This window comes from Rathayibacter tritici, assembly GCF_001641005.1.
Taxonomy (GTDB): domain Bacteria; phylum Actinomycetota; class Actinomycetes; order Actinomycetales; family Microbacteriaceae; genus Rathayibacter; species Rathayibacter tritici.
On the sequence record NZ_CP015515.1, the window covers coordinates 1,611,976 to 1,629,392 of the forward strand.

Consider the following 17,417-nt stretch of genomic DNA (forward strand, 5'->3'; position numbering starts at 1 on the left):
ACCTCGCTTGGACCGGTCGGCCGGACCCTCCCGGAGGAGTGTCCACTGACGCGTTCCCACTCGATCGGCTGTTACGGGCCGCACCCGTCCGGGTCTACTGGGCTCCGGCCGGAGCCGACGCCGTTCTTCCGGAGACTCACCGGTGATGGCCGGGTCGATGTCTTCCGCCGCTATCCTAGCGCGTCGGGGAAAGTGGAGCAGGAGCAGGTCATGGTGTCAGGAGTGCAGCGCGGACGGCCTCGCGCATCGTCGCGCTCGATGCTCGAGGACGCCGCCCTGGACCTGTTCGTCGAGCGGAGCTACGCGGGCACGACCATCGAGCAGATCGCCCAGCGCGCAGGAGTCTCCCGCAACACGTTCTTCAACTACTTCGAGTCCAAGAGCGACGTGTTCTGGGTGCTGGTCGACGACCGGCTGGCCGAGCTTCCCGAGGCCCTGGCTCAGGCCGGCTGCCAGGACGGAGTGATGGCTGCTCTCCGCGACGCGCTCCTCGCCATCGGCTCCGGCTTCGGCCCGGCGAGCGTGCCGTGGGTGCTCACCCAGTCGGAGCTGATCGGCAGCGTGCACGAGCTGCAGGCGTCGGCCCTCTCTCGCCTCGCCCGCCAGGCGGCCGTGATCGCGCGCTTCGTGCACGAGCGGACCGCGCATCCGCTGCCCTCCCACCTGGCCCGGGCCATCGCCTACGCGAGTATCGGAGCCGCGGTCGCCGCGGTGCAGGCCTGGGCCGCGGCCGGGCCGACCCGCGGCGAGCTCGTGCCGTACCTCGATGAGGCGCTCGCACCTGTCTGCGCCGGTTTCGCGCCCGTCCTCGGCTGACCCCACTCCCGTCGCTCGGCTAGAATCGGCACGGCCGACGGGCGACCCGCCCCGGAGCCCCCATCCAGGCACCATCACCACCGACACGGTGCCGCCCACAGCGAACCGGAGCATCATGACCCTCGCCGACCGTCTCCCCGCGAAGCCCGCCCTCGAGGGATTAGAGGGCTACTGGGGCCCGCGCTGGCAGACCGACGGGACCTACCGGTTCGACCGCACCGGCCTCACCCGGGACGACGTCTACTCGATCGACACACCGCCGCCCACCGCGTCCGGTTCGCTGCACATCGGACACGTCTTCTCCTACACGCACACCGACGTCGTGGCTCGGTTCCAGCGGATGCGCGGCAAGAAAGTCTTCTACCCGATGGGCTGGGACGACAACGGTCTGCCCACCGAGCGCCGGGTGCAGAACTACTACGGAGTGCGCTGCGACCCGACGCTCCCGTACGAGCCGGGCTTCACGCCTCCGTTCGAGGGCGGCGACACCGCGAGCAGCAAGGCGGCCGCTCAGAAGCCGATCTCGCGCCGCAATTTTATCGAGCTGTGCGAGCGCCTCACCGTGGAGGACGAGAAGCAGTTCGAGGACGTCTGGCGGATGCTCGGGCTCTCGGTGGACTGGTCGCAGAGCTACCGCACCATCGGCGACGAGTCGCAGGCCGCGTCTCAGCGCGCCTTCCTGCGCACTCTCGCCCGCGGCGAGGCCTACCAGGCGCAGGCCCCGACGCTCTGGGACATCACCTTCCGCACCGCGGTTGCGCAGGCCGAGCTCGAGGACAAGGACCAGCCCGGCGCCTACCACCGGCTGGGCTTCCACCGCGAGGGCGGCGAGGACGTCGTCATCGAAACGACCCGCCCGGAGCTGCTGCCCGCCTGTGTCGCCCTGGTCGCCCATCCCGACGACGAGCGCTACCAGGCGCTGTTCGGCACCACCGTCCGCACGCCGCTCTTCGACGTGGAGGTCCCAGTGCTCGCGCACCACCTCGCGCAGAAGGACAAGGGCTCGGGCATCGCGATGATCTGCACCTTCGGCGACATCACCGACGTGGTCTGGTGGCGCGAACTCGACCTGCCCAACCGCGCGATCATCGGTTTCGACGGCCGCCTCGTCTCGGAGGCGCCTGCCGCGATCACGAGCGACACCGGTCGGTCCGCCTACCAGCAGCTCGCCGGCAAGACCGTCTTCTCGGCCAAGCAGGCTGTCGTGGCGCTGCTGAAGGAGTCCGGGGAGATGATCGGCGACTCCCGGCCGATCACGCACCAGGTCAAGTTCTTCGAGAAGGGCGACAAGCCGCTCGAGATCGTCTCGACCCGCCAGTGGTACATCAGCAACGGTGCTCGCGACGCGTCGCTCAAGGAGCGCCTGCTGGAGCTCGGCCGCGAGGTGCGCTTCGTCCCCGAGTTCATGCGTGTCCGCTACGAGAACTGGGTGAACGGCCTCTCGGGCGACTGGCTGATCTCGCGCCAGCGCTTCTTCGGCGTACCGATCCCGGTCTGGTATCCGCTCGACGGCGACGGCAACCCTGTCTTCGACTCGCCGATCGTCCCGGAGGAGGCGGCCCTGCCCGTGGATCCGTCCAGCGACCCCGCCCCCGGCTACTCCGAGGACCAGCGCGGAGTCGCGGGCGGCTTCCAGGGCGAGCTCGACGTGATGGACACTTGGGCGACCTCCTCGCTGACCCCGCAGCTCGCGGGCGGCTGGGAGCGCGACGACGACCTCTGGCAGCTCGTGGCCCCCTACGATCTGCGGCCCCAGGGCCAGGACATCATCCGCACCTGGCTTTTCTCGACCCTCCTGCGCTCCCAGCTCGAGGACGGCCGTGCACCCTGGCGGAACGCCACGGTCTCGGGCTTCATCGTCGACCCCGACCGCAAGAAGATGTCGAAGTCGAAGGGGAACGTGGTCACTCCGGCCGCGATGCTGGAGCAGCACGGTTCGGACGCGGTGCGCTACTGGGCCGCCTCCTCGCGGCTGGGCACCGACGCGGCCTTCGATCCGCAGAATCCGACGCAGATCAAGATCGGCCGCCGTCTGGCGATCAAGATCCTCAATGCGGCGAAGTTCATCCACGGCTTCCCGCAGGCCGAGGGCGCCGGGGTCACGGATCCGCTGGATCTCAGCATGCTCGCCACCCTCGACACCGTGATCGCCGACGCGACGACGGCACTGGAGAACTACGACCATGCCCGCGCCCTCGAGACGACGGAGGCGTTCTTCTGGACGTTCTGTGACGACTACCTGGAGCTGGTGAAGGAGCGCGCCTACAGCGAGGACGGCGCGTCCGCCGCGGCCGCCCTGCACCGGTCGCTCGACGTGCTGCAGCGCCTGTTCGCACCGTTCCTGCCGTTCGCGACGGAGCAGACCTGGTCGTGGTCGCACGACGACTCGGTGCATCTGCGCCCCTGGCCGACCGTCGAGGGCCTGGGCGGCGACCCCGCCGTGCTGGCCGCCGCGAGTTCGGTGCTCACGGCGATCCGCCGCGCGAAGACCGACGCGAAGGCCTCGCAGAAGACACCGGCCCGCTCGGCGATGGTCACGGCTCCGGCCGATCTCGTCGCGTCGCTGCGCCTCGCGGCCGACGATCTCGCGGCAGTGGGACGGATTGCGGCGCTCGATTTCGCGGAGGGCGACGCGCTCGCGGTGAGCATCGAGCTCGAGACCGAGGCGTAGCGCTCTTCCCCGAGAGACGGGACCGTCCCGCCTCCCTCCTTACCGACGAGAGGACCCTCGCATGCAGCTCGGAACCCGCTGGGTAGTGGGCCAGGCTCCGCCGCAGACCCTTCCCGACATCGTGGTCACCGCGATCGGCGACGTCGAGCGCGACCTCGCCGCGATCGGCACGGCGACCGCCGACTGGCGGTGGACGCTGACCTGGCTCGAGGGCAAGCCCGTCCTCGAACTCGACGACGGCACGACAATCAGCTACCGCCCCGACGAGGACGCGGCCTCCATCACGCAGCCGCAGGGCCGGGTCGAGGGCGAGGACGACGACGACTGGGGCTGATCCGCGGCGCGGAAGCGTCGTGAACTCGTCGGCGCACCCGGGCCGGCGCGCCCCGCTCGTGCAGCACCTCCGTCGCCCAGGTCTTCTTCCCTGCGCGGCCATACAGACCGACTCCTGCTCGCACCCGCCGCGGCCCCCTCTAGTGGCGCCTCGGAACGAGCCAGGCCAGGAGGACGAGCCCGACGACCAGCCCCCAGAAGGCAGAGCCGATCCCGGCGATCGTCGTGCCGGAGGCGGTGACCAGGAGGGTCGCGGCCGCGGGCAGCCGCAGCCGTAGGTCCTCGACGGCAGACTGCACCGCCGCGACGAACACGCCCAGCAGCGCCAGCCCGGCGACCGCCTCGATCAGCAGCGGGCTCGCGGAGGACACCAGCGCGGCGGCCGCCCCCGCGAACACGCCGAGCACCAGGTAGGAGGCGCCCGCCGACACCGAGGCGATCCAGCGCTGCTCCGGATGCGGCGACGCTTCGGGGCCGGCCGTCAGCGCGGCGCTGAGTGCGGCGTAGTTGATCGGCACTCCCCCGAAGACCGCGGAGACTCCGGAGAGGGCGCCGGTCGCGACGATCGCTGGCCGCGAGTGGGCCGCGTAGCCGAAGCTCGACAGCACCGCCATACCCGGGATGTTCTGTCCGGCCATCGTCACGACGTAGAGCGGCAGGCCGATCCCCACCATCGCGCCGATCTCGAACACCGGAGCGACGAACTGCGGCACCGGCAGCAGCGGAGCACCGGCCAGAGCGGCACCGCCCGAGACCACCAGCAGGACGATCGCCAGCGCGATCGCGGTCGGCACCGCCCAGCGGGGCAGCAGCCGCAGGAGGAGCAACCAGAGCAGGATCACCGGCAGTGCGAGCGCGGGAATCTCGACCGCCGCCCGCACCGGCGCCAGGACGAGCGGGAACAGAATGCCAGCGAGCATGGCGTTCGCCAGCGGCCGCGGGATGCGCGCCACCAGACTCCCGAGCGCCGGCCACAGCCCGGTGACCACGAGCAGAGCGGAGGCGACCAGAAACGCGCCGACCGCACGGTCGAAACCGCCCGGGAGCGTCGCCGTGGCGGCCAGCAGCGCAGCACCAGGAGTGCTCCAGGCGAAGGTCATCGGCACGCGGTAGTGAACGCTCAGGGCGATGCAGAGCACGCCCTGCAGCACGCAGACCGCGAGCAGGCCCGACGCGGCCTGCGCGTCGGTCGCGCCGACCGCGACGACTCCGGCGAGCACGATCGCGAACGAGCTGGAGAAGCCGGTGAGGGCGGCAACGATTCCGGCAAGGAGCGGCTGAACGATGGCGGAGCCTCCCGGCGTGTCAGCCGGGAGCCGCGGGCCCCCGGGCACACCTGCGGCGCGCTCCGCCAGAGTAGGGACGTCGATGCGGCACGATCGTCGATCCGCCGGGCCAATCGCGGTGAACTGGCGCGCCGAGGCGAGCAGTGCCTAGGCGCTCTTCTCCTGGCGACGGGGAGCGTGGGGCACGATCGTCGGCGCCGCATTGTCGAGCACGGCCGCGCGGGTAACCACGACCCGCGCCACCTCATCGGAGGATGGCACCTCGAACATGATCGGGCCCAGCACCTCCTCGAGGATCGCACGCAGCCCGCGGGCGCCTGTCTGGCGGAGGACCGCCAGGTCGGCGATCGCCTCCAGGGCGCCTCGGTCGAAATCGAGCTCGACGCCGTCGATCTCGAACATTCGCTGGTACTGCTTCACCAACGCGTTACGAGGCTCGGTGAGAATCTGCATCAGCGCGTCCTGGTCGAGTTGGGTGACCGTGGTGACGACGGGCAGTCGCCCGATGAACTCGGGGATCAGTCCGAACTTGTGCAGGTCCTCCGGGAGCACCTCGCTGAAGATGTTGATCTCGTCGTCCTTGTTGTGCAGCGGGGCGCCGAAGCCGATGCCGCGCTTGCCCGCCCGCGACGAGATGATGTCTTCAAGCCCGGCGAAGGCACCGGCGACGATGAAGAGGACGTTCGTCGTGTCGATCTGGATGAACTCCTGGTGCGGGTGCTTGCGACCACCCTGCGGCGGCACCGAGGCGACGGTGCCCTCCAGGATTTTGAGCAGCGCCTGCTGCACCCCCTCCCCGGAGACGTCGCGGGTGATCGAGGGGTTCTCGGCCTTCCGCGCGATCTTGTCGACCTCGTCGATGTAGATGATGCCGGTCTCGGCACGCTTGACGTCGTAGTCGGCGGCCTGAATGAGCTTGAGCAGGATGTTCTCGACGTCCTCGCCCACATAGCCCGCCTCGGTGAGGGCCGTTGCGTCCGCGACCGCGAACGGCACATTGAGCCGCTTCGCGAGGGTCTGCGCGAGATAGGTCTTGCCGCAACCGGTGGGCCCGATGAGCAGGATGTTGCTCTTGGCGATCTCGACTTCGTCGTGGATCGCATCAGCGGCGGTAATGGTGTTGCGGGCGCGCACCCGCTTGTAATGGTTGTAGACCGCGACGGCGAGGGCCTTCTTGGCCTGCTCCTGCCCGATCACGTACTCCTCGAGGAAGCCGAAGATCTCCTTCGGTTTCGGGAGGTCGAACTCGTGGCTCGTCTCCTCGCTCGACTCGGAGAGGCGCTCCTCGATGATTTCGTTGCAGAGTTCGACGCACTCGTCGCAGATGTAGACACCAGGTCCTGCGATGAGCTGCTGAACCTGCTTCTGGCTCTTGCCGCAGAAGGAGCACTTCAGCAGGTCGGCGCTTTCGCCAATACGTGCCACGGGGATGCTCCACTTCCTTGTCGTGCGTCTGTCGAGTCGAACGGCGGAGCCCGGGGCCCCGGCGAGTGCGAGGGGGACGACCCCCTCATACACTGCTCCGAGCCTAGCCGCTGAGCCGCGGACGCTCGGCAGGCGGGCCGGATTCGCCGCGCCTTGCGGCTCGCGTGGCGCTTTGCTACGGGATCGCGGCAGACGGAGAAGGGGCCGGGCGGCGGATGACTCCGTCCCCCGGCCCCTGGTCGGCGATTCTCAGGCCGTGAGAGCCGGCAAGCTCTTACGGCTGGTGAGGACCTGGTCGATGAGCCCGTACTCGAGCGCATCGCTCGCGCCGAGGATCTTGTCCCGGTCGATGTCCTTCTTGACCTGCTCGATCGAGCGGTTCGAGTGGTGCGAGAGCGTCTCCTCGAGCCACTCGCGCATGCGCATGATTTCGGCGGCCTGGATCTCGATGTCCGAGGCCTGGCCTCCGCCCTGCTGCACGGCGGGCTGGTGAATGAGGATGCGCGCGTTCGGCAGGGCGAGGCGTTTGCCGGGCGTGCCCGCGGCGGTCAGCACGGCAGCGGCCGAGGCGGCCTGACCGAGCACGACCGTCTGGATGTGCGGACGGATGTACTGCATCGTGTCGTAGATCGCCGTCATCGCGGTGAAGGAGCCACCGGGCGAGTTGATGTACATCACGATGTCGCGGTCCGGGTCCTGGCTCTCCAGAACGAGGAGCTGCGCCATGATGTCGTCCGCGGAGGCGTCGTCGACCTGCACGCCGAGGAAGATGATGCGGTCCTCGAAGAGCTTCGCGTACGGATCTTGGCGCTTGTAGCCGTAGGCCGTGCGCTCCTCGAATGTGGGCAGGATGTAACGAGAGGACGGCGCGGCTCCCGAGCCGAACGCCGTTCCGCCGAAGGTGGGTGTGGTCATTGTCTGTTCCTGATCTCTCGGCGCGTTCGCTGGACTACTCGTCGACGGCGGTTCCGCCACCGCCGGCCACGTCGGTCGCCGACGAGCGGATGTGGTCCACGAAGCCGTAGGCCAGAGCCTCCTCGGCGCTGAACCAGCGGTCGCGGTCGCCGTCCTCGTTGACCTGCTCGACGGTCTTGCCGGTCGCCTTCGCGGTGATCTCGGCGAGGCGCTTCTTCATATCGAGGATGAGCTGCGCCTGGGTCTGGATGTCGGAGGCGGTGCCACCGAAGCCGCCGTGCGGCTGGTGCAGGAGCACCCGCGCGTTCGGGGTGATGTAGCGCTTGCCCTGGGTTCCGGCGGTGAGGAGCAGCTGGCCCATCGAGGCCGCCATTCCGATACCCACGGTCACGATGTCGTTCGGGACGAACTGCATCGTGTCGTAGATCGCCATGCCCGCGGTGATCGAGCCGCCGGGCGAGTTGATGTAGAGGTAGATGTCCCGCTCGGAGTCCTCGGCTGCCAGGAGCAGGAGCTTCGCGGCGATCTCGTTCGCGTTCTCGTCGCGCACCTCGGAACCGAGCCAGATGATCCGGTCCTTGAGCAGGCGGTCGAAAACACTGTTGGGCATAACCATGTCGGCCATGTATTGCTCCGTTTCAGTTGTCGCTTCGGAGGCGAATCTATCGGACGGCACCAGCCCGACCTGGCCGTGTTCGCCGGGGGCGGAGCGGGAGTCGGCGGTGTTCGCCCGCGGCGGAGCGGAGCCCACCAACGGCAGGAGCCGCCCTCCGACGGATCGGGGGCGGCTCCTGGTCGTGCTCGCGGGGACTACTCCGCGGCCGGGGTCTCCTCGGCGGCAGCGGCCGCCTTCTTCTTGGCGGGCGCGCGCTTCTTCTTGGGGGCCGGGGCGGGCTCCTCGTCGGCGTCGGGCTCGGCGGGAACCTCGGCGTCGGCGGCGGCCTGGGCCTCCTCGACGATCTCGGTTCCCTCCGAAGCGACGGACTCCTCTGAAGCGCCGGACTCGGCCGCATCGGCGGACTCGTCGTCACTGGCAACGGCGGTGAACGCGGTCAGGTCGACGGGGTTGCCCTCGGTATCGGTGACCTTCGCTTTGCCCAGGACGATCGCGAGCGCCTTGTTGCGGGCGACCTCACCAACCATCTGGCCGATCTGGTTGTTCTCGGACAGGATCTTGATGAACTCGTTCGGCTCCATGCCGTACTGCGCCGCACCCTGGATCAGGTACTGCATGAGTTCGTCCTGGCTGACCTGGACCTTCTCCTGCTCGACGACGTGGTCGAGGAGGATCTGCGTCCTGAAGGTCTTCTCACTGGCCTCGGTCACCTCTGCGCGGTGCTCGTCGTCCTCGAGGCGGTTTTCGCCCTCGAGGTGGCGGTGCACCTCGTCCTCGACGAGGCCGGTCGGCACGGGCACCTCGACGAGGGCAAGCAGCGCCTCGACGAGCTTCTCACGAGCCTCGCCGCCCTGCCCGAAGGTCTTCTGCTGAGCGGACTGCTCCTTGAGCGACTCGCGCAGCTCGGCGATCGTGTCGAACTCGCTGGCGATCTGAGCGAAGTCGTCGTCGGCGTCCGGCAGCTCGCGCTCCTTGACGGCGGTGAGGGTGACGGCGATCTCGGCCTGCTCGCCGGCGTGGTCGCCGCCGAGCAGCGGGGCGGTGAAGGTGGTGCTCTCGCCCGCGGTCAGCGAGTCGAGCGCCTCGTCGATGCCCTCGATCAGCTCGCCCGAGCCGAGCTCGTAGGAGATGGCGTTGGCGGTGTCGACCTCGACCCCGTCGATGGTGGCGACCAGATCGATCTGTGCGAAGTCACCGGTCGTCGCCGGGCGGTCGACGGTGACCAGGGTGCCGAAGCGGCTGCGGAGCGTGTCCAGCTCGGCGTCGACATCGGCGTCGGTGACCTCGGCTGCATCGACGGTCAGCTCGATGCCGTCGTAGTTCGGGACGGTGATCTCGGGGCGCACATCGACCTCGATGGCGAGCTCGAGGTCGCCGGTGAAGTCCTTGTCACTCGGCCAGGCGACGATGTCGGCCTGCGGACGGCCCAGCGGGCGCACCTCGCTCTCGCGAACGGCCTCACGATAGAAGCCGTCCAGACCCTCGTTGACCGCGTGCTCGAGCACGGCTGCCTTGCCGACGCGCTGATCGACGATCGCCGGCGGGACCTTGCCCTTACGGAAGCCGGGGACGGTGATCTGCTCGGCGATGTGTCCGTAGGCGTGCGTGATGCTCGGGCCGAGCTCGTCCGGGGTGACCGAAATCGCGAGCTTCACGCGGGTCGGGCTCAGCTGTTCTACCGTGGTCTTCACGTGAGGGGATCTCCTGTGCTGGTTGGTGTCGGCGCCGGATGACGGTCGTCACGGGTCGATGTCGTCACGATGAGTACTCGTGGTCGGGGCGACAGGATTCGAACCTGCGACCTCCCGCTCCCAAAGCGGGCGCTCTAGCCAAGCTGAGCTACGCCCCGGATGCGCGGACCTGGGGACCGTGCGTGAGACTCTCGTCGAGCCTTCCCCGCACGTCCGCTCGCGCAACACGCCGAAATGGCCTTCGCAAGTGTACTGCACGGCGGCCACTGCGACCGGAACGGCGCGGCGGTGGCCCGCTGGCTCGGTCACGCGGCGCGAACCCCGCGCTGTGCACGGCCGTGTTCCCGACCTTCGCGTGATGTACTACGCTGTCCTGGTGCCCGGTCGTCAGATCGAGTCACACCGATCGGCGCCGCCAGGCCGCCGAGTCGGGGCTGTAGCTTAGTGGTAAAGCCTCTGTCTTCCAAACAGATGATGCGAGTTCGATTCTCGTCAGCCCCTCATCGTTCTCGTCAGCCCCTCTGACGTCTCATCATCCCTCCGCGGTTCCACAGCAGGGGCGCCGTCGGCGTCTGTGCCGCGACTGATCCGCCGCCGCACGGTGCGCGTTCGTACGCCAGCTTTCCGCCGGTCCCCCTGTCCCCTCGTCAGTGGGGCATCTACCGTTTTTGTCCCCGATTCACTGACCTCCTTGTGATGATCGACCACGCGGCTGGGAACACCTCCCCGCCGTGATCCGCGACAAGGAGAACCCCGAATGACTGAGAACACCGCCCTCCCAGCTTCGACGACGCAACCGACCCGACGGGCCGCCCTGCGCGCCGCGGGCTGGTCCGTTCCCGTGATCGCACTCGCTGTCGCGACACCGGCACTCGCCGCCTCCGGGACCGGCACGGTCGGCTTCGCACCCAGTACCTATGTCAATCGCACCGGACTGGGCACCATCACGCTGACGGGGTACGTGTCGGGCCGCGTCCCGACCGTCGTGCTTCTGCGCTACTCCCCGGCTTCAGCGGCCCCGGCAGTGTGCCCGTCCAGGCCGATGGAACCTTCGTGGTCCCCAACGTCACCAGCCCCTCCGCCGTCATCACCGGCACGGTGACCGCCTCCGTCGACGGGTACACGGCGGGCACAGCGACCATCAGCGTCACCGACCCGGAGCCCCGCTCCGGCTCCATCGCGTTCAACCCAGTCCAGTACCGCGGTACTCGCAATGGCTCGCGAGTCGACTTCCCCACCCTGACCGGGACCGTCTCAGTGACCGGCGGACCGCTGCCGGAGCAGGTCGTCCTGAGCTTCTCCGAGCCCTCGCCCGGCCGCGTCGACCTGCGCCGGGACGCTGGACTTCTTGTTCCGATCGACTCGCAGACCGGAGCGTTCGAAGTGACCGGCGTCTACAACGCGATCGTCGGGGGCGATAACCCCTTCGGCTTCATCTACGCCGGCGTCCAGAATCCTGAACTGACGTTCGGCCTGAGCACGGCAGAGCTGGACGGCTAACCAGGAGTCCGGGGCGCAGGCACACGGTCTTCTGCCCCGGAGGACGACGAGGAGGAGGCAGCGCGGATGCAGCAGACAGCAGCGGCGAAGGAACTGTGGTCCCGTAGGTCGGGGCTGGCGGTCGTTGATCGGAAGGACCGTACGACGATCCTCGACCTCGGTGCCCCGGGGGCGCACCCCGTCCTCTTGGAGGGCGCCGCCCCGCTGATCTGGCGGCAGACCGCCGCACCCTGCTCCGCAGAGGCGATGATCGTGCGCCTCGCCGCGCTCACCGGCGAGCGGGAAGACGACATCCGCGAGGACGTCCTGGCCTTTCTGTGTACCCTGGCCGCTCTCGGGTTCCTCGAGGCGTCTCCTGCGCCCTCCACTGACGTCTGCGGATGATCGGCCGACTGCGCACAGACGACGCGATCCTGCTCGGGCATGCGCTGGTCGGTCGCATCGCCCGCGACCGCGGGATCCGCTGTCTCTCGGTCAAGGGGCCGGTCCTCGAACAGCAGCAGCTGCGCGATCCGTACCGCTCGAGTGACGTCGATGCTCTGGTCGAGCCCGCCCGCTGTGCTGATCTCCTGGCGGAGTTGCGTGTGCGGGGCTGGCGGGAGCGACCCGGGATGTCGGCGCCGCGGATCCTGCCGCTGCACTCGGTGACGCTGCTGCATGACCAGTGGCCGTGCGACATCGACGTGCACCACGCCTTCCCCGGATTTCTGGCACCGAGTGACACGGTCTTCGACGAGCTCTGGGCACGAAGGCTGCCGGCCGAGCTGGCCGCTGCGGCGGTCCTGGTCGCGGATCCGGTCGCGAACAGCGCTGTTCTCGCGCTGCACGCCCTGCGCCATCCTGCCGCTGCCCGCGGCCGACGAGAGCTCGACGGACTTGTGCAGCGGTGGGGCAGCGGACGCGCTGACCTCTCGATCGACGCTCTGCTGCGCCTGGCCGACGCGACCGACGCGACCGCCACTCTCGCTCCGTTCCTGACCCGCCTCGGGGTGCCCTCGGTGTCGCCGCCGCGGAACGTCGAGGCCTACGCCGACTGGGTCCTGCACGCCTCGAACGCGCATCGCGGGCGGACTCTGGCCTGGGTCCGCGCCTTCCGCTCGACGCCGCTGCACCGGCGCCACCGTCTCCTCGCCGAGGCCCTGTGGCCGGCAGAGGACGGCTTCCGTGCGGAGCACCCCGAGGTGGGGCCGTCGACATCGGCTCTCCGCCGCGCGCGCCTGACGCGACTGCTCACCGGTCTGAGCCGGCTTCCCCGCGCACTCCTCAGCCGATGATCAGCCGATCGCGCCGCGGTGTTCCTCCGTCAGTGCGAGGTACGAGGCAGCATTGCGGCGGATGCCCACCCGCTCCTGCTCGGACAGCTCGCGGCGGACCTTCGCCGGGACGCCCGCGACCAGCGAGCCCGGCGGGACGAGGGTCCCCTCCAGCACGACAGCACCCGCGGCGACGAGCGAGCCGGAGCCGATCACGGCCCCGTTCAGGACGGTCGCGTTCATCCCGACCAGCACGTCGTCCTCGAGCGTGCAGCCGTGCAGGACGGCGTTGTGCCCGACCGACACACCCGCACCGATCACCGCGTCGTGACCGGTGTCGACATGGACGACCACGCCGTCCTGCAGATTGCTGCGGGCGCCCAGTTCGATCCGGGCGTGCTCGGCGCGGAGCACAGCTCCGTACCAGACGCTCGCCTGCTCGCTCAGCAGCACGGAGCCGACCACGGTCGCGCCCGGAGCGATCCAGGCCGTGGCGGCGATCTCGGGCGTGCGGCCACCGGGCAGGGCGAGAACGCGAGCGCCCTCCGCGCGGGTCGACGTCATCCGGTGGTCCTCTCTCTCGGGCTCAGTGGCCGGCGCGCAGCCAGGCGAGCACGGCCAGCACGCGGCGGTGATCGGATCCCGAGTCCTCGAGTCCGAGCTTCTGAAAGATCGCGGTCACGTTCTTCTCCACGGCCCCCACGCCGACGAAGAGGGCGGCGGCGATCCCTGCGTTCGTACGGCCCTGCGCCATCTGCTCCAGCACCTCGCGCTCGCGCGGGGTGAGCGCGGCGAGCGGATCGCGGTTGCGCTGCAGGAGCGAGGCGACGACCTGCGGATCGAGGACGGTTCCGCCGGCCGCAACACGCTCGACGGCATCCCGCAGCTCCTCCACCGAAGCGACCCGGTCCTTCAGCAGGTAGCCCAGCCCGCCGTCGCCCGAGCTGAGCAGCTCCTGCGCATAGGTGACCTCGACGTACTGGCTGAGCAGCAGGACCGCAATGCCGGGATGGCGGCGGCGGATCTCGAGCGCCGCACGGACCCCCTCGTCCCGGAACGTCGGCGGCATCCGCACATCGAGCACGGCGACATCGACCGCGGCAGAATCATGGACGAGGGCGGCGAGCAGTCCGTCAGCATCCCCGAAGGCACCCACGGAGGCGAATCCTGCGTCTTCGAAGAGTCGGACCAGGCCCTCGCGCAGGAGGACCGAGTCCTCGGCGATGGCGACGCGGATGACGGACACGCCCTCAGGATAGAACGATCGGCCGGTAGGGGACGTGGACGCCCACGGTGCTCGGTCCGCCGACGGGCGAGTCCACCGTGAAGATCCCGCGCAGGCCCCGGACACGGCCGTCAGCCCCCTCCAGCCCGTGGCCGGGGACAGTCGACGCTCCACCGATTCCGTCGTCGATGACCCAGGTATCGAACCAGCGTTCTCCCGGCGTGCCTGAGTCACGCGTGTCCAGGTGCACCCGCACGGACTGGGCGTGCGAGTGCTTGGACACGTTGGCGAGAAGCTCGGCGACCACGAAGTAGACGCTGCGCTCGACCTCCGGCGGAATGTCCCCGAGCGAATGCTCCACGAGCACCTCGATCGGTACCGAGCCCAGGGCGGCGAGCGAGCGCACGGCCGCCTCGAAGCCCCGGTCCTGCAGGATCGGCGGCGCGACTCCCCGAGAGAGCGCCCGAAGCTCATCGAGCGCGGCGCCCACGTGCTCGCGGGCCTCGTCGACGAGCCGCCCGGCCGACTCCGGATCGGCGCCGAGGCGGTTGCGAGCGGAGGCGAGATCCATCTGCACCCGGATCAGGCGCTGCTGCGGGCCGTCGTGGATGTCCCGCTCGAGCCGGCGCAGAGCGCGGTCCTCAGCGGCGACCGCCGCACCGCGGGAAGCGCTCAGCTCGGCGACCTCGCGCTGCAGCGCCTCCGACTCCCAGGGCCCCAGGAGCAGCCGGTCGATCAGCCAGCGCGCGAGGGTGAGCCCCCGCGTAGCGAACGGCAGGGTCGAGACGAAGAGGACCGTGGTGGCGAGCGCAGCTGCGGTGATCAGCGCGGTCGGCGGCTGCGCGACGTTCAGGAGCGCGGCGCCCTGCTCGGCCAGCAGGCGGGCGGGTCCAGCGGTGCCCCTCAGCGCGGCCACCAGCCCGCCGACTCCCGCCCAGATCCACAGCGCGAGAAGCAGCCCGAACAGCACGGCGACGAGTGGACCGACGACGAGTGTGTGCACCAGCGCGAGCCAGTAGTGGCCGTCGATCACCGGGCCGTACAGCGCGAATGTCGACGGCGTCGCGGAGGCTGGTGGCCGCCGCCACTGCGGGCGCGGCACCGCGGGTCGACCGGCGAGGACGTCGAGGCCGACAGTGGCACGGGAGAACAGTCGCGCGGTGTAGAGGGCGGCGGGCAGGAAGACGAGGCCGATCAGGACGCCGACGAACCCGAGGGTCAGCGCGAGAGCAAGGCCGGCGCAGAGGGCGCCGACGAGGGCGACAGGGACGGCGGCGACCAGCGAGAGTACTTCGCGCGGCAGCCCGCACCACAGCCGGAGGTACGCGCGGGCGGCCTCCCTGAGCGCGGTCGATACGGTGCTCATACGCCTCTCCTCGCCGGTGCTCCTCGGCCCCTCCTGGCCGGAGCGGTCGTCCCGGTAGACCGGTCGAGCGTATCGGCGTCCGGCCGCGGACGCCCGGGGGCAGACCCCCGGATCGGCGGTGCGCGAGGCAGGCGAGCCTGCCCTTCGCCCCACTGAGCCGAGCCTGCGCTTCCTTGCGGCACCGCGGGATCTGCGTACAGTTGACGATCAGTCACCCCCTCTCGAAAGGACCAGACGATGTCTACCACGTCCATCACGTCGCACACCTCCTCGAACCCCGATGTCGCCTCCGGAGTCGCTCAGTTCCTCAGCCCCGTCGTCGTCGAGATGACCGCGCTCGCCGTCAACGGCAAGCAGGCGCACTGGCACGTCCGCGGCGCGAACTTCATCGGCGTCCACGAGCTCCTCGACGCGATCGTTGGCCGCGCCATCGAGTGGGCTGATCTGGCCGCGGAGCGCGTCGTCGCCCTGGGCCTCCCGGTCGACGCCCGCATCCAGACCGTCGCGTCGGCGACGCAGTCCGAGCCGCTCACCCCCGGCTTCCAGCGCTCCGAGAACGCGATCGTCGAGATCATCCGCCAGATGGACGTCGCGATCTCGATCGTCAACACGGCGATCGCCGAGCTCGCCGAGATCGACGCGAGCAGCCAGGATGTCGCCATCGAGATCGGCCGCGGCCTCGAGAAGGACCGCTGGTTCCTCTTCGCGCACGTCAGCGAGAGCTGAGCGACCACGCCCACAACGGCCCGCGGATCCTCGGATCCGGGGGCCGTTCGTCGTCCCCGCGACGCGCGAGGCCCGCGGCGAGTGGTCAGGCTCCGTGCGTGAAGCGTCCGGCCAGGAGCGTCGCCGCGACGGGCATCGAGCGGAGCTCGGCGGGGTCCGAGCGGAGCGGATCACGCTCCACCACGACCAGATCGGCCGGATCACCGACCGCGGGTATCAGCCGCCGCACCCGGGTCGAGGCGATGATCGCCTCCTCCACACTCACCCGCTGCTCCGGGTGCCACGGCTCGTCGCCGGGAAGCGCCCGGGAGACCGCGGCCGAGACGGCGACCCACGGATCCAGCGGCGCGACCGGCGCGTCCGAGCCGAGTACGACGCGGGCTCCGGAGTCGAGCAGCGAGCGCAGCGGGAACGCGCGACCGGTGCGTCCCGGCCAGTAGCGCTCTGCCACCTCACGGTCGTCGAGTGCGTGCGCCGGCTGCACTCCGGCGTCCACGCCGAGCGCGGCAAACCGCGGCAGGTCGGACTCGGCCAGCAGCTGAGCGTGCTCAATGCGTCCCCCGCCGACCCGGCCGAGTGCGTCCAGGGCGAGAGTCACCGCCGCGTCGCCGATCGCGTGCACGGTCGAGCGGATTCCGCCGGCGGCCGCGCGGGCGAGCAGCGCGTCGAGTTCGGCGGGCTCCACCGTGAGCACACCGCAGTCGTCGTGGTCGGCATAGGGGTGGGCGCAGTAGGCGGTCCGGGTGTTGAGTGAGCCGTCGATCAGGACCTTGAGGGGCCCCATCCGCAGCAATCCCCCGCCGCCCGGGAGCTCCTCTCCCGAGCGCAGGCCCTCGGCCAGGGCCCGATCGAGGTCGTCGCGGTAGACGCCGGTGTCGACGCGGAGGGAGCGTATGCCGCGGCCGACGCGGCGGACCCAGTCGCCCGCGTTCCAGCCCATCTCCAGATCGACGACACCGACCACGCCCCGAGCCGCCGCCCGCCCGGCCGCCGCGTCGGTAAGAGCATCGAGCTCGTCGTCGCCGAGCGCACCGAGCGCGGTGACCAGCTCGAAGCAGGGGTCCTCGCGGACGAGTTCCCGCTCCGGAGCGACGCCGTACTGCCGGTAGGCGGCGGAGTTCAGCCAGGCGCAGTGCAGGTCGCCGCTGATCAGCACGACCGGCCGCTCGGGAGAGACCTCGTCGAGGAGCGCGGTCGTCGGCGGCTCGGGCCAGAGCCCGTCGCGGAAACCGAAACCGATCAGAGTGCCGGCGCCCGGTTGCTCCGCGAGTCTTCGCCGCACCGCGTCCGCCGTCTCGCGGGCCGAAGCGGCCGCCGAGACGTTCAGGCGCGGGGCCGTCATCGCCCACTGCGAGAAGTGGACGTGCTCGTCCCAGAGCCCGGGGAGCAGCCAGCGCCCGTCGAGGTTGCGCACCTCATCGCCGGGAGCGGGCACGACGTCGGGCCCGATCGCTGCCACGCGGCCCTCGCGCAGCTGCACGGCACAGGGCGTGGAGGACCCGAGGAGGCGGGCGCCCTGCAGCAGGAGCCCGCGGCTCATCGACCGGCCCGCCGGGTCGCGGTGGGGAGCGCTCGGTGGTCGTGGGGCAGGCGG

16 protein-coding genes and 2 tRNA genes are annotated in these 17,417 nt (G+C 70.1%); 8 read left to right on the top strand and 10 right to left on the bottom strand.

All coding sequences use genetic code 11. The annotated features are described in order from the left end of the window. The first annotated feature begins 258 nt into the window (after nt 1–258). The 3 genes from A6122_RS07305 (at nt 259) to A6122_RS07315 (ending at nt 3,821) form a co-directional block, all read left to right on the top strand. On the top strand, nt 259–816 hold the full coding sequence (locus A6122_RS07305; protein WP_237358257.1) for a TetR/AcrR family transcriptional regulator: 558 nt from the start codon (nt 259–261) through the stop codon (nt 814–816). A 115-nt stretch (nt 817–931) separates the two neighbouring features. Further along, nucleotides 932–3,487, top strand: a complete 2,556-nt coding sequence (valS, locus tag A6122_RS07310) for a valine--tRNA ligase (protein WP_068253275.1) — start codon at nt 932–934, stop codon at nt 3,485–3,487. A gap of 61 nt (nt 3,488–3,548) precedes the next feature. After that, nucleotides 3,549–3,821, top strand: a complete 273-nt coding sequence (locus A6122_RS07315) for a hypothetical protein (RefSeq protein ID WP_068253280.1) — start codon at nt 3,549–3,551, stop codon at nt 3,819–3,821. Nucleotides 3,822–3,960: 139 nt separating this feature from the next. On the opposite strand, the gene A6122_RS07320 is transcribed toward A6122_RS07315, so the two are convergent. The 6 genes from A6122_RS07320 to A6122_RS07345 form a co-directional block, all read right to left on the bottom strand. Beyond that, on the bottom strand, nt 3,961–5,154 hold the full coding sequence (locus tag A6122_RS07320; protein WP_104261901.1) for a benzoate/H(+) symporter BenE family transporter: 1,194 nt from the start codon (nt 5,152–5,154) through the stop codon (nt 3,961–3,963). Nucleotides 5,155–5,253: 99 nt separating this feature from the next. Continuing rightward, complete coding sequence (gene clpX / locus A6122_RS07325; RefSeq protein WP_068253281.1) at nt 5,254–6,531, bottom strand: ATP-dependent Clp protease ATP-binding subunit ClpX; 1,278 nt, start codon at nt 6,529–6,531, stop codon at nt 5,254–5,256. A 249-nt stretch (nt 6,532–6,780) separates the two neighbouring features. Then, on the bottom strand, nt 6,781–7,446 hold the full coding sequence (locus A6122_RS07330) for an ATP-dependent Clp protease proteolytic subunit (RefSeq protein WP_068253282.1): 666 nt from the start codon (nt 7,444–7,446) through the stop codon (nt 6,781–6,783). Nucleotides 7,447–7,480: 34 nt separating this feature from the next. Further along, the gene (locus A6122_RS07335; RefSeq protein WP_068253285.1) at nt 7,481–8,071 is read right to left on the bottom strand and encodes an ATP-dependent Clp protease proteolytic subunit; all 591 of its coding nucleotides are present in this window, start codon (nt 8,069–8,071) and stop codon (nt 7,481–7,483) included. A gap of 185 nt (nt 8,072–8,256) precedes the next feature. Continuing rightward, the gene (gene tig, locus A6122_RS07340; RefSeq protein WP_068253288.1) at nt 8,257–9,753 is read right to left on the bottom strand and encodes a trigger factor; all 1,497 of its coding nucleotides are present in this window, start codon (nt 9,751–9,753) and stop codon (nt 8,257–8,259) included. Nucleotides 9,754–9,833: 80 nt separating this feature from the next. Continuing rightward, nucleotides 9,834–9,911 (bottom strand) — tRNA-Pro (locus A6122_RS07345). A 272-nt stretch (nt 9,912–10,183) separates the two neighbouring features. Here A6122_RS07345 and A6122_RS07350 point away from each other — a divergent pair. The 4 genes from A6122_RS07350 to A6122_RS07365 all read left to right on the top strand — a co-directional run bounded on the left by A6122_RS07350 (nt 10,184) and on the right by A6122_RS07365 (nt 12,527). Continuing rightward, nucleotides 10,184–10,254, top strand: a tRNA-Gly gene (locus A6122_RS07350). Between the two features lie 552 nt (nt 10,255–10,806). Continuing rightward, nucleotides 10,807–11,253: a hypothetical protein gene (locus tag A6122_RS07355; RefSeq protein WP_068253291.1), complete on the top strand. Its 447-nt coding sequence runs from the start codon at nt 10,807–10,809 to the stop codon at nt 11,251–11,253. 66 nt (nt 11,254–11,319) lie between these two features. Further along, on the top strand, nt 11,320–11,637 hold the full coding sequence (locus A6122_RS07360; protein WP_068253292.1) for a PqqD family protein: 318 nt from the start codon (nt 11,320–11,322) through the stop codon (nt 11,635–11,637). Beyond that, the gene (locus A6122_RS07365; protein ID WP_068253293.1) at nt 11,634–12,527 is read left to right on the top strand and encodes a nucleotidyltransferase family protein; all 894 of its coding nucleotides are present in this window, start codon (nt 11,634–11,636) and stop codon (nt 12,525–12,527) included. Before A6122_RS07360 ends, A6122_RS07365 begins: the two co-directional genes overlap by 4 nt. Here A6122_RS07365 and A6122_RS07370 read toward each other — a convergent pair whose 3' ends face one another. The 3 genes from A6122_RS07370 to A6122_RS07380 are packed head-to-tail and all read right to left on the bottom strand — an operon-like array spanning nt 12,528 to nt 15,097. After that, entirely contained in the window at nt 12,528–13,070 is a 543-nt protein-coding gene (locus tag A6122_RS07370; RefSeq protein WP_068253294.1) for a gamma carbonic anhydrase family protein, read from the bottom strand. A 22-nt stretch (nt 13,071–13,092) separates the two neighbouring features. After that, nucleotides 13,093–13,752 carry a response regulator transcription factor gene (locus A6122_RS07375; protein ID WP_068253296.1) on the bottom strand — a complete coding sequence of 220 codons (660 nt, stop codon included), beginning with the start codon at nt 13,750–13,752 and terminating at the stop codon, nt 13,093–13,095. Between the two features lie 4 nt (nt 13,753–13,756). Beyond that, entirely contained in the window at nt 13,757–15,097 is a 1,341-nt protein-coding gene (locus A6122_RS07380) for a sensor histidine kinase (protein WP_068253298.1), read from the bottom strand. Nucleotides 15,098–15,334: 237 nt separating this feature from the next. Here A6122_RS07380 and A6122_RS07385 point away from each other — a divergent pair, with 237 nt between their 5' ends. Further along, nucleotides 15,335–15,823, top strand: coding sequence for a Dps family protein (locus tag A6122_RS07385; RefSeq protein WP_068253299.1), 489 nt, complete (start codon nt 15,335–15,337; stop codon nt 15,821–15,823). An 85-nt stretch (nt 15,824–15,908) separates the two neighbouring features. Here A6122_RS07385 and A6122_RS07390 read toward each other — a convergent pair whose 3' ends face one another. Then, entirely contained in the window at nt 15,909–17,363 is a 1,455-nt protein-coding gene (locus A6122_RS07390; protein WP_068253305.1) for an amidohydrolase, read from the bottom strand. Nucleotides 17,364–17,417: the final 54 nt, after the last annotated feature.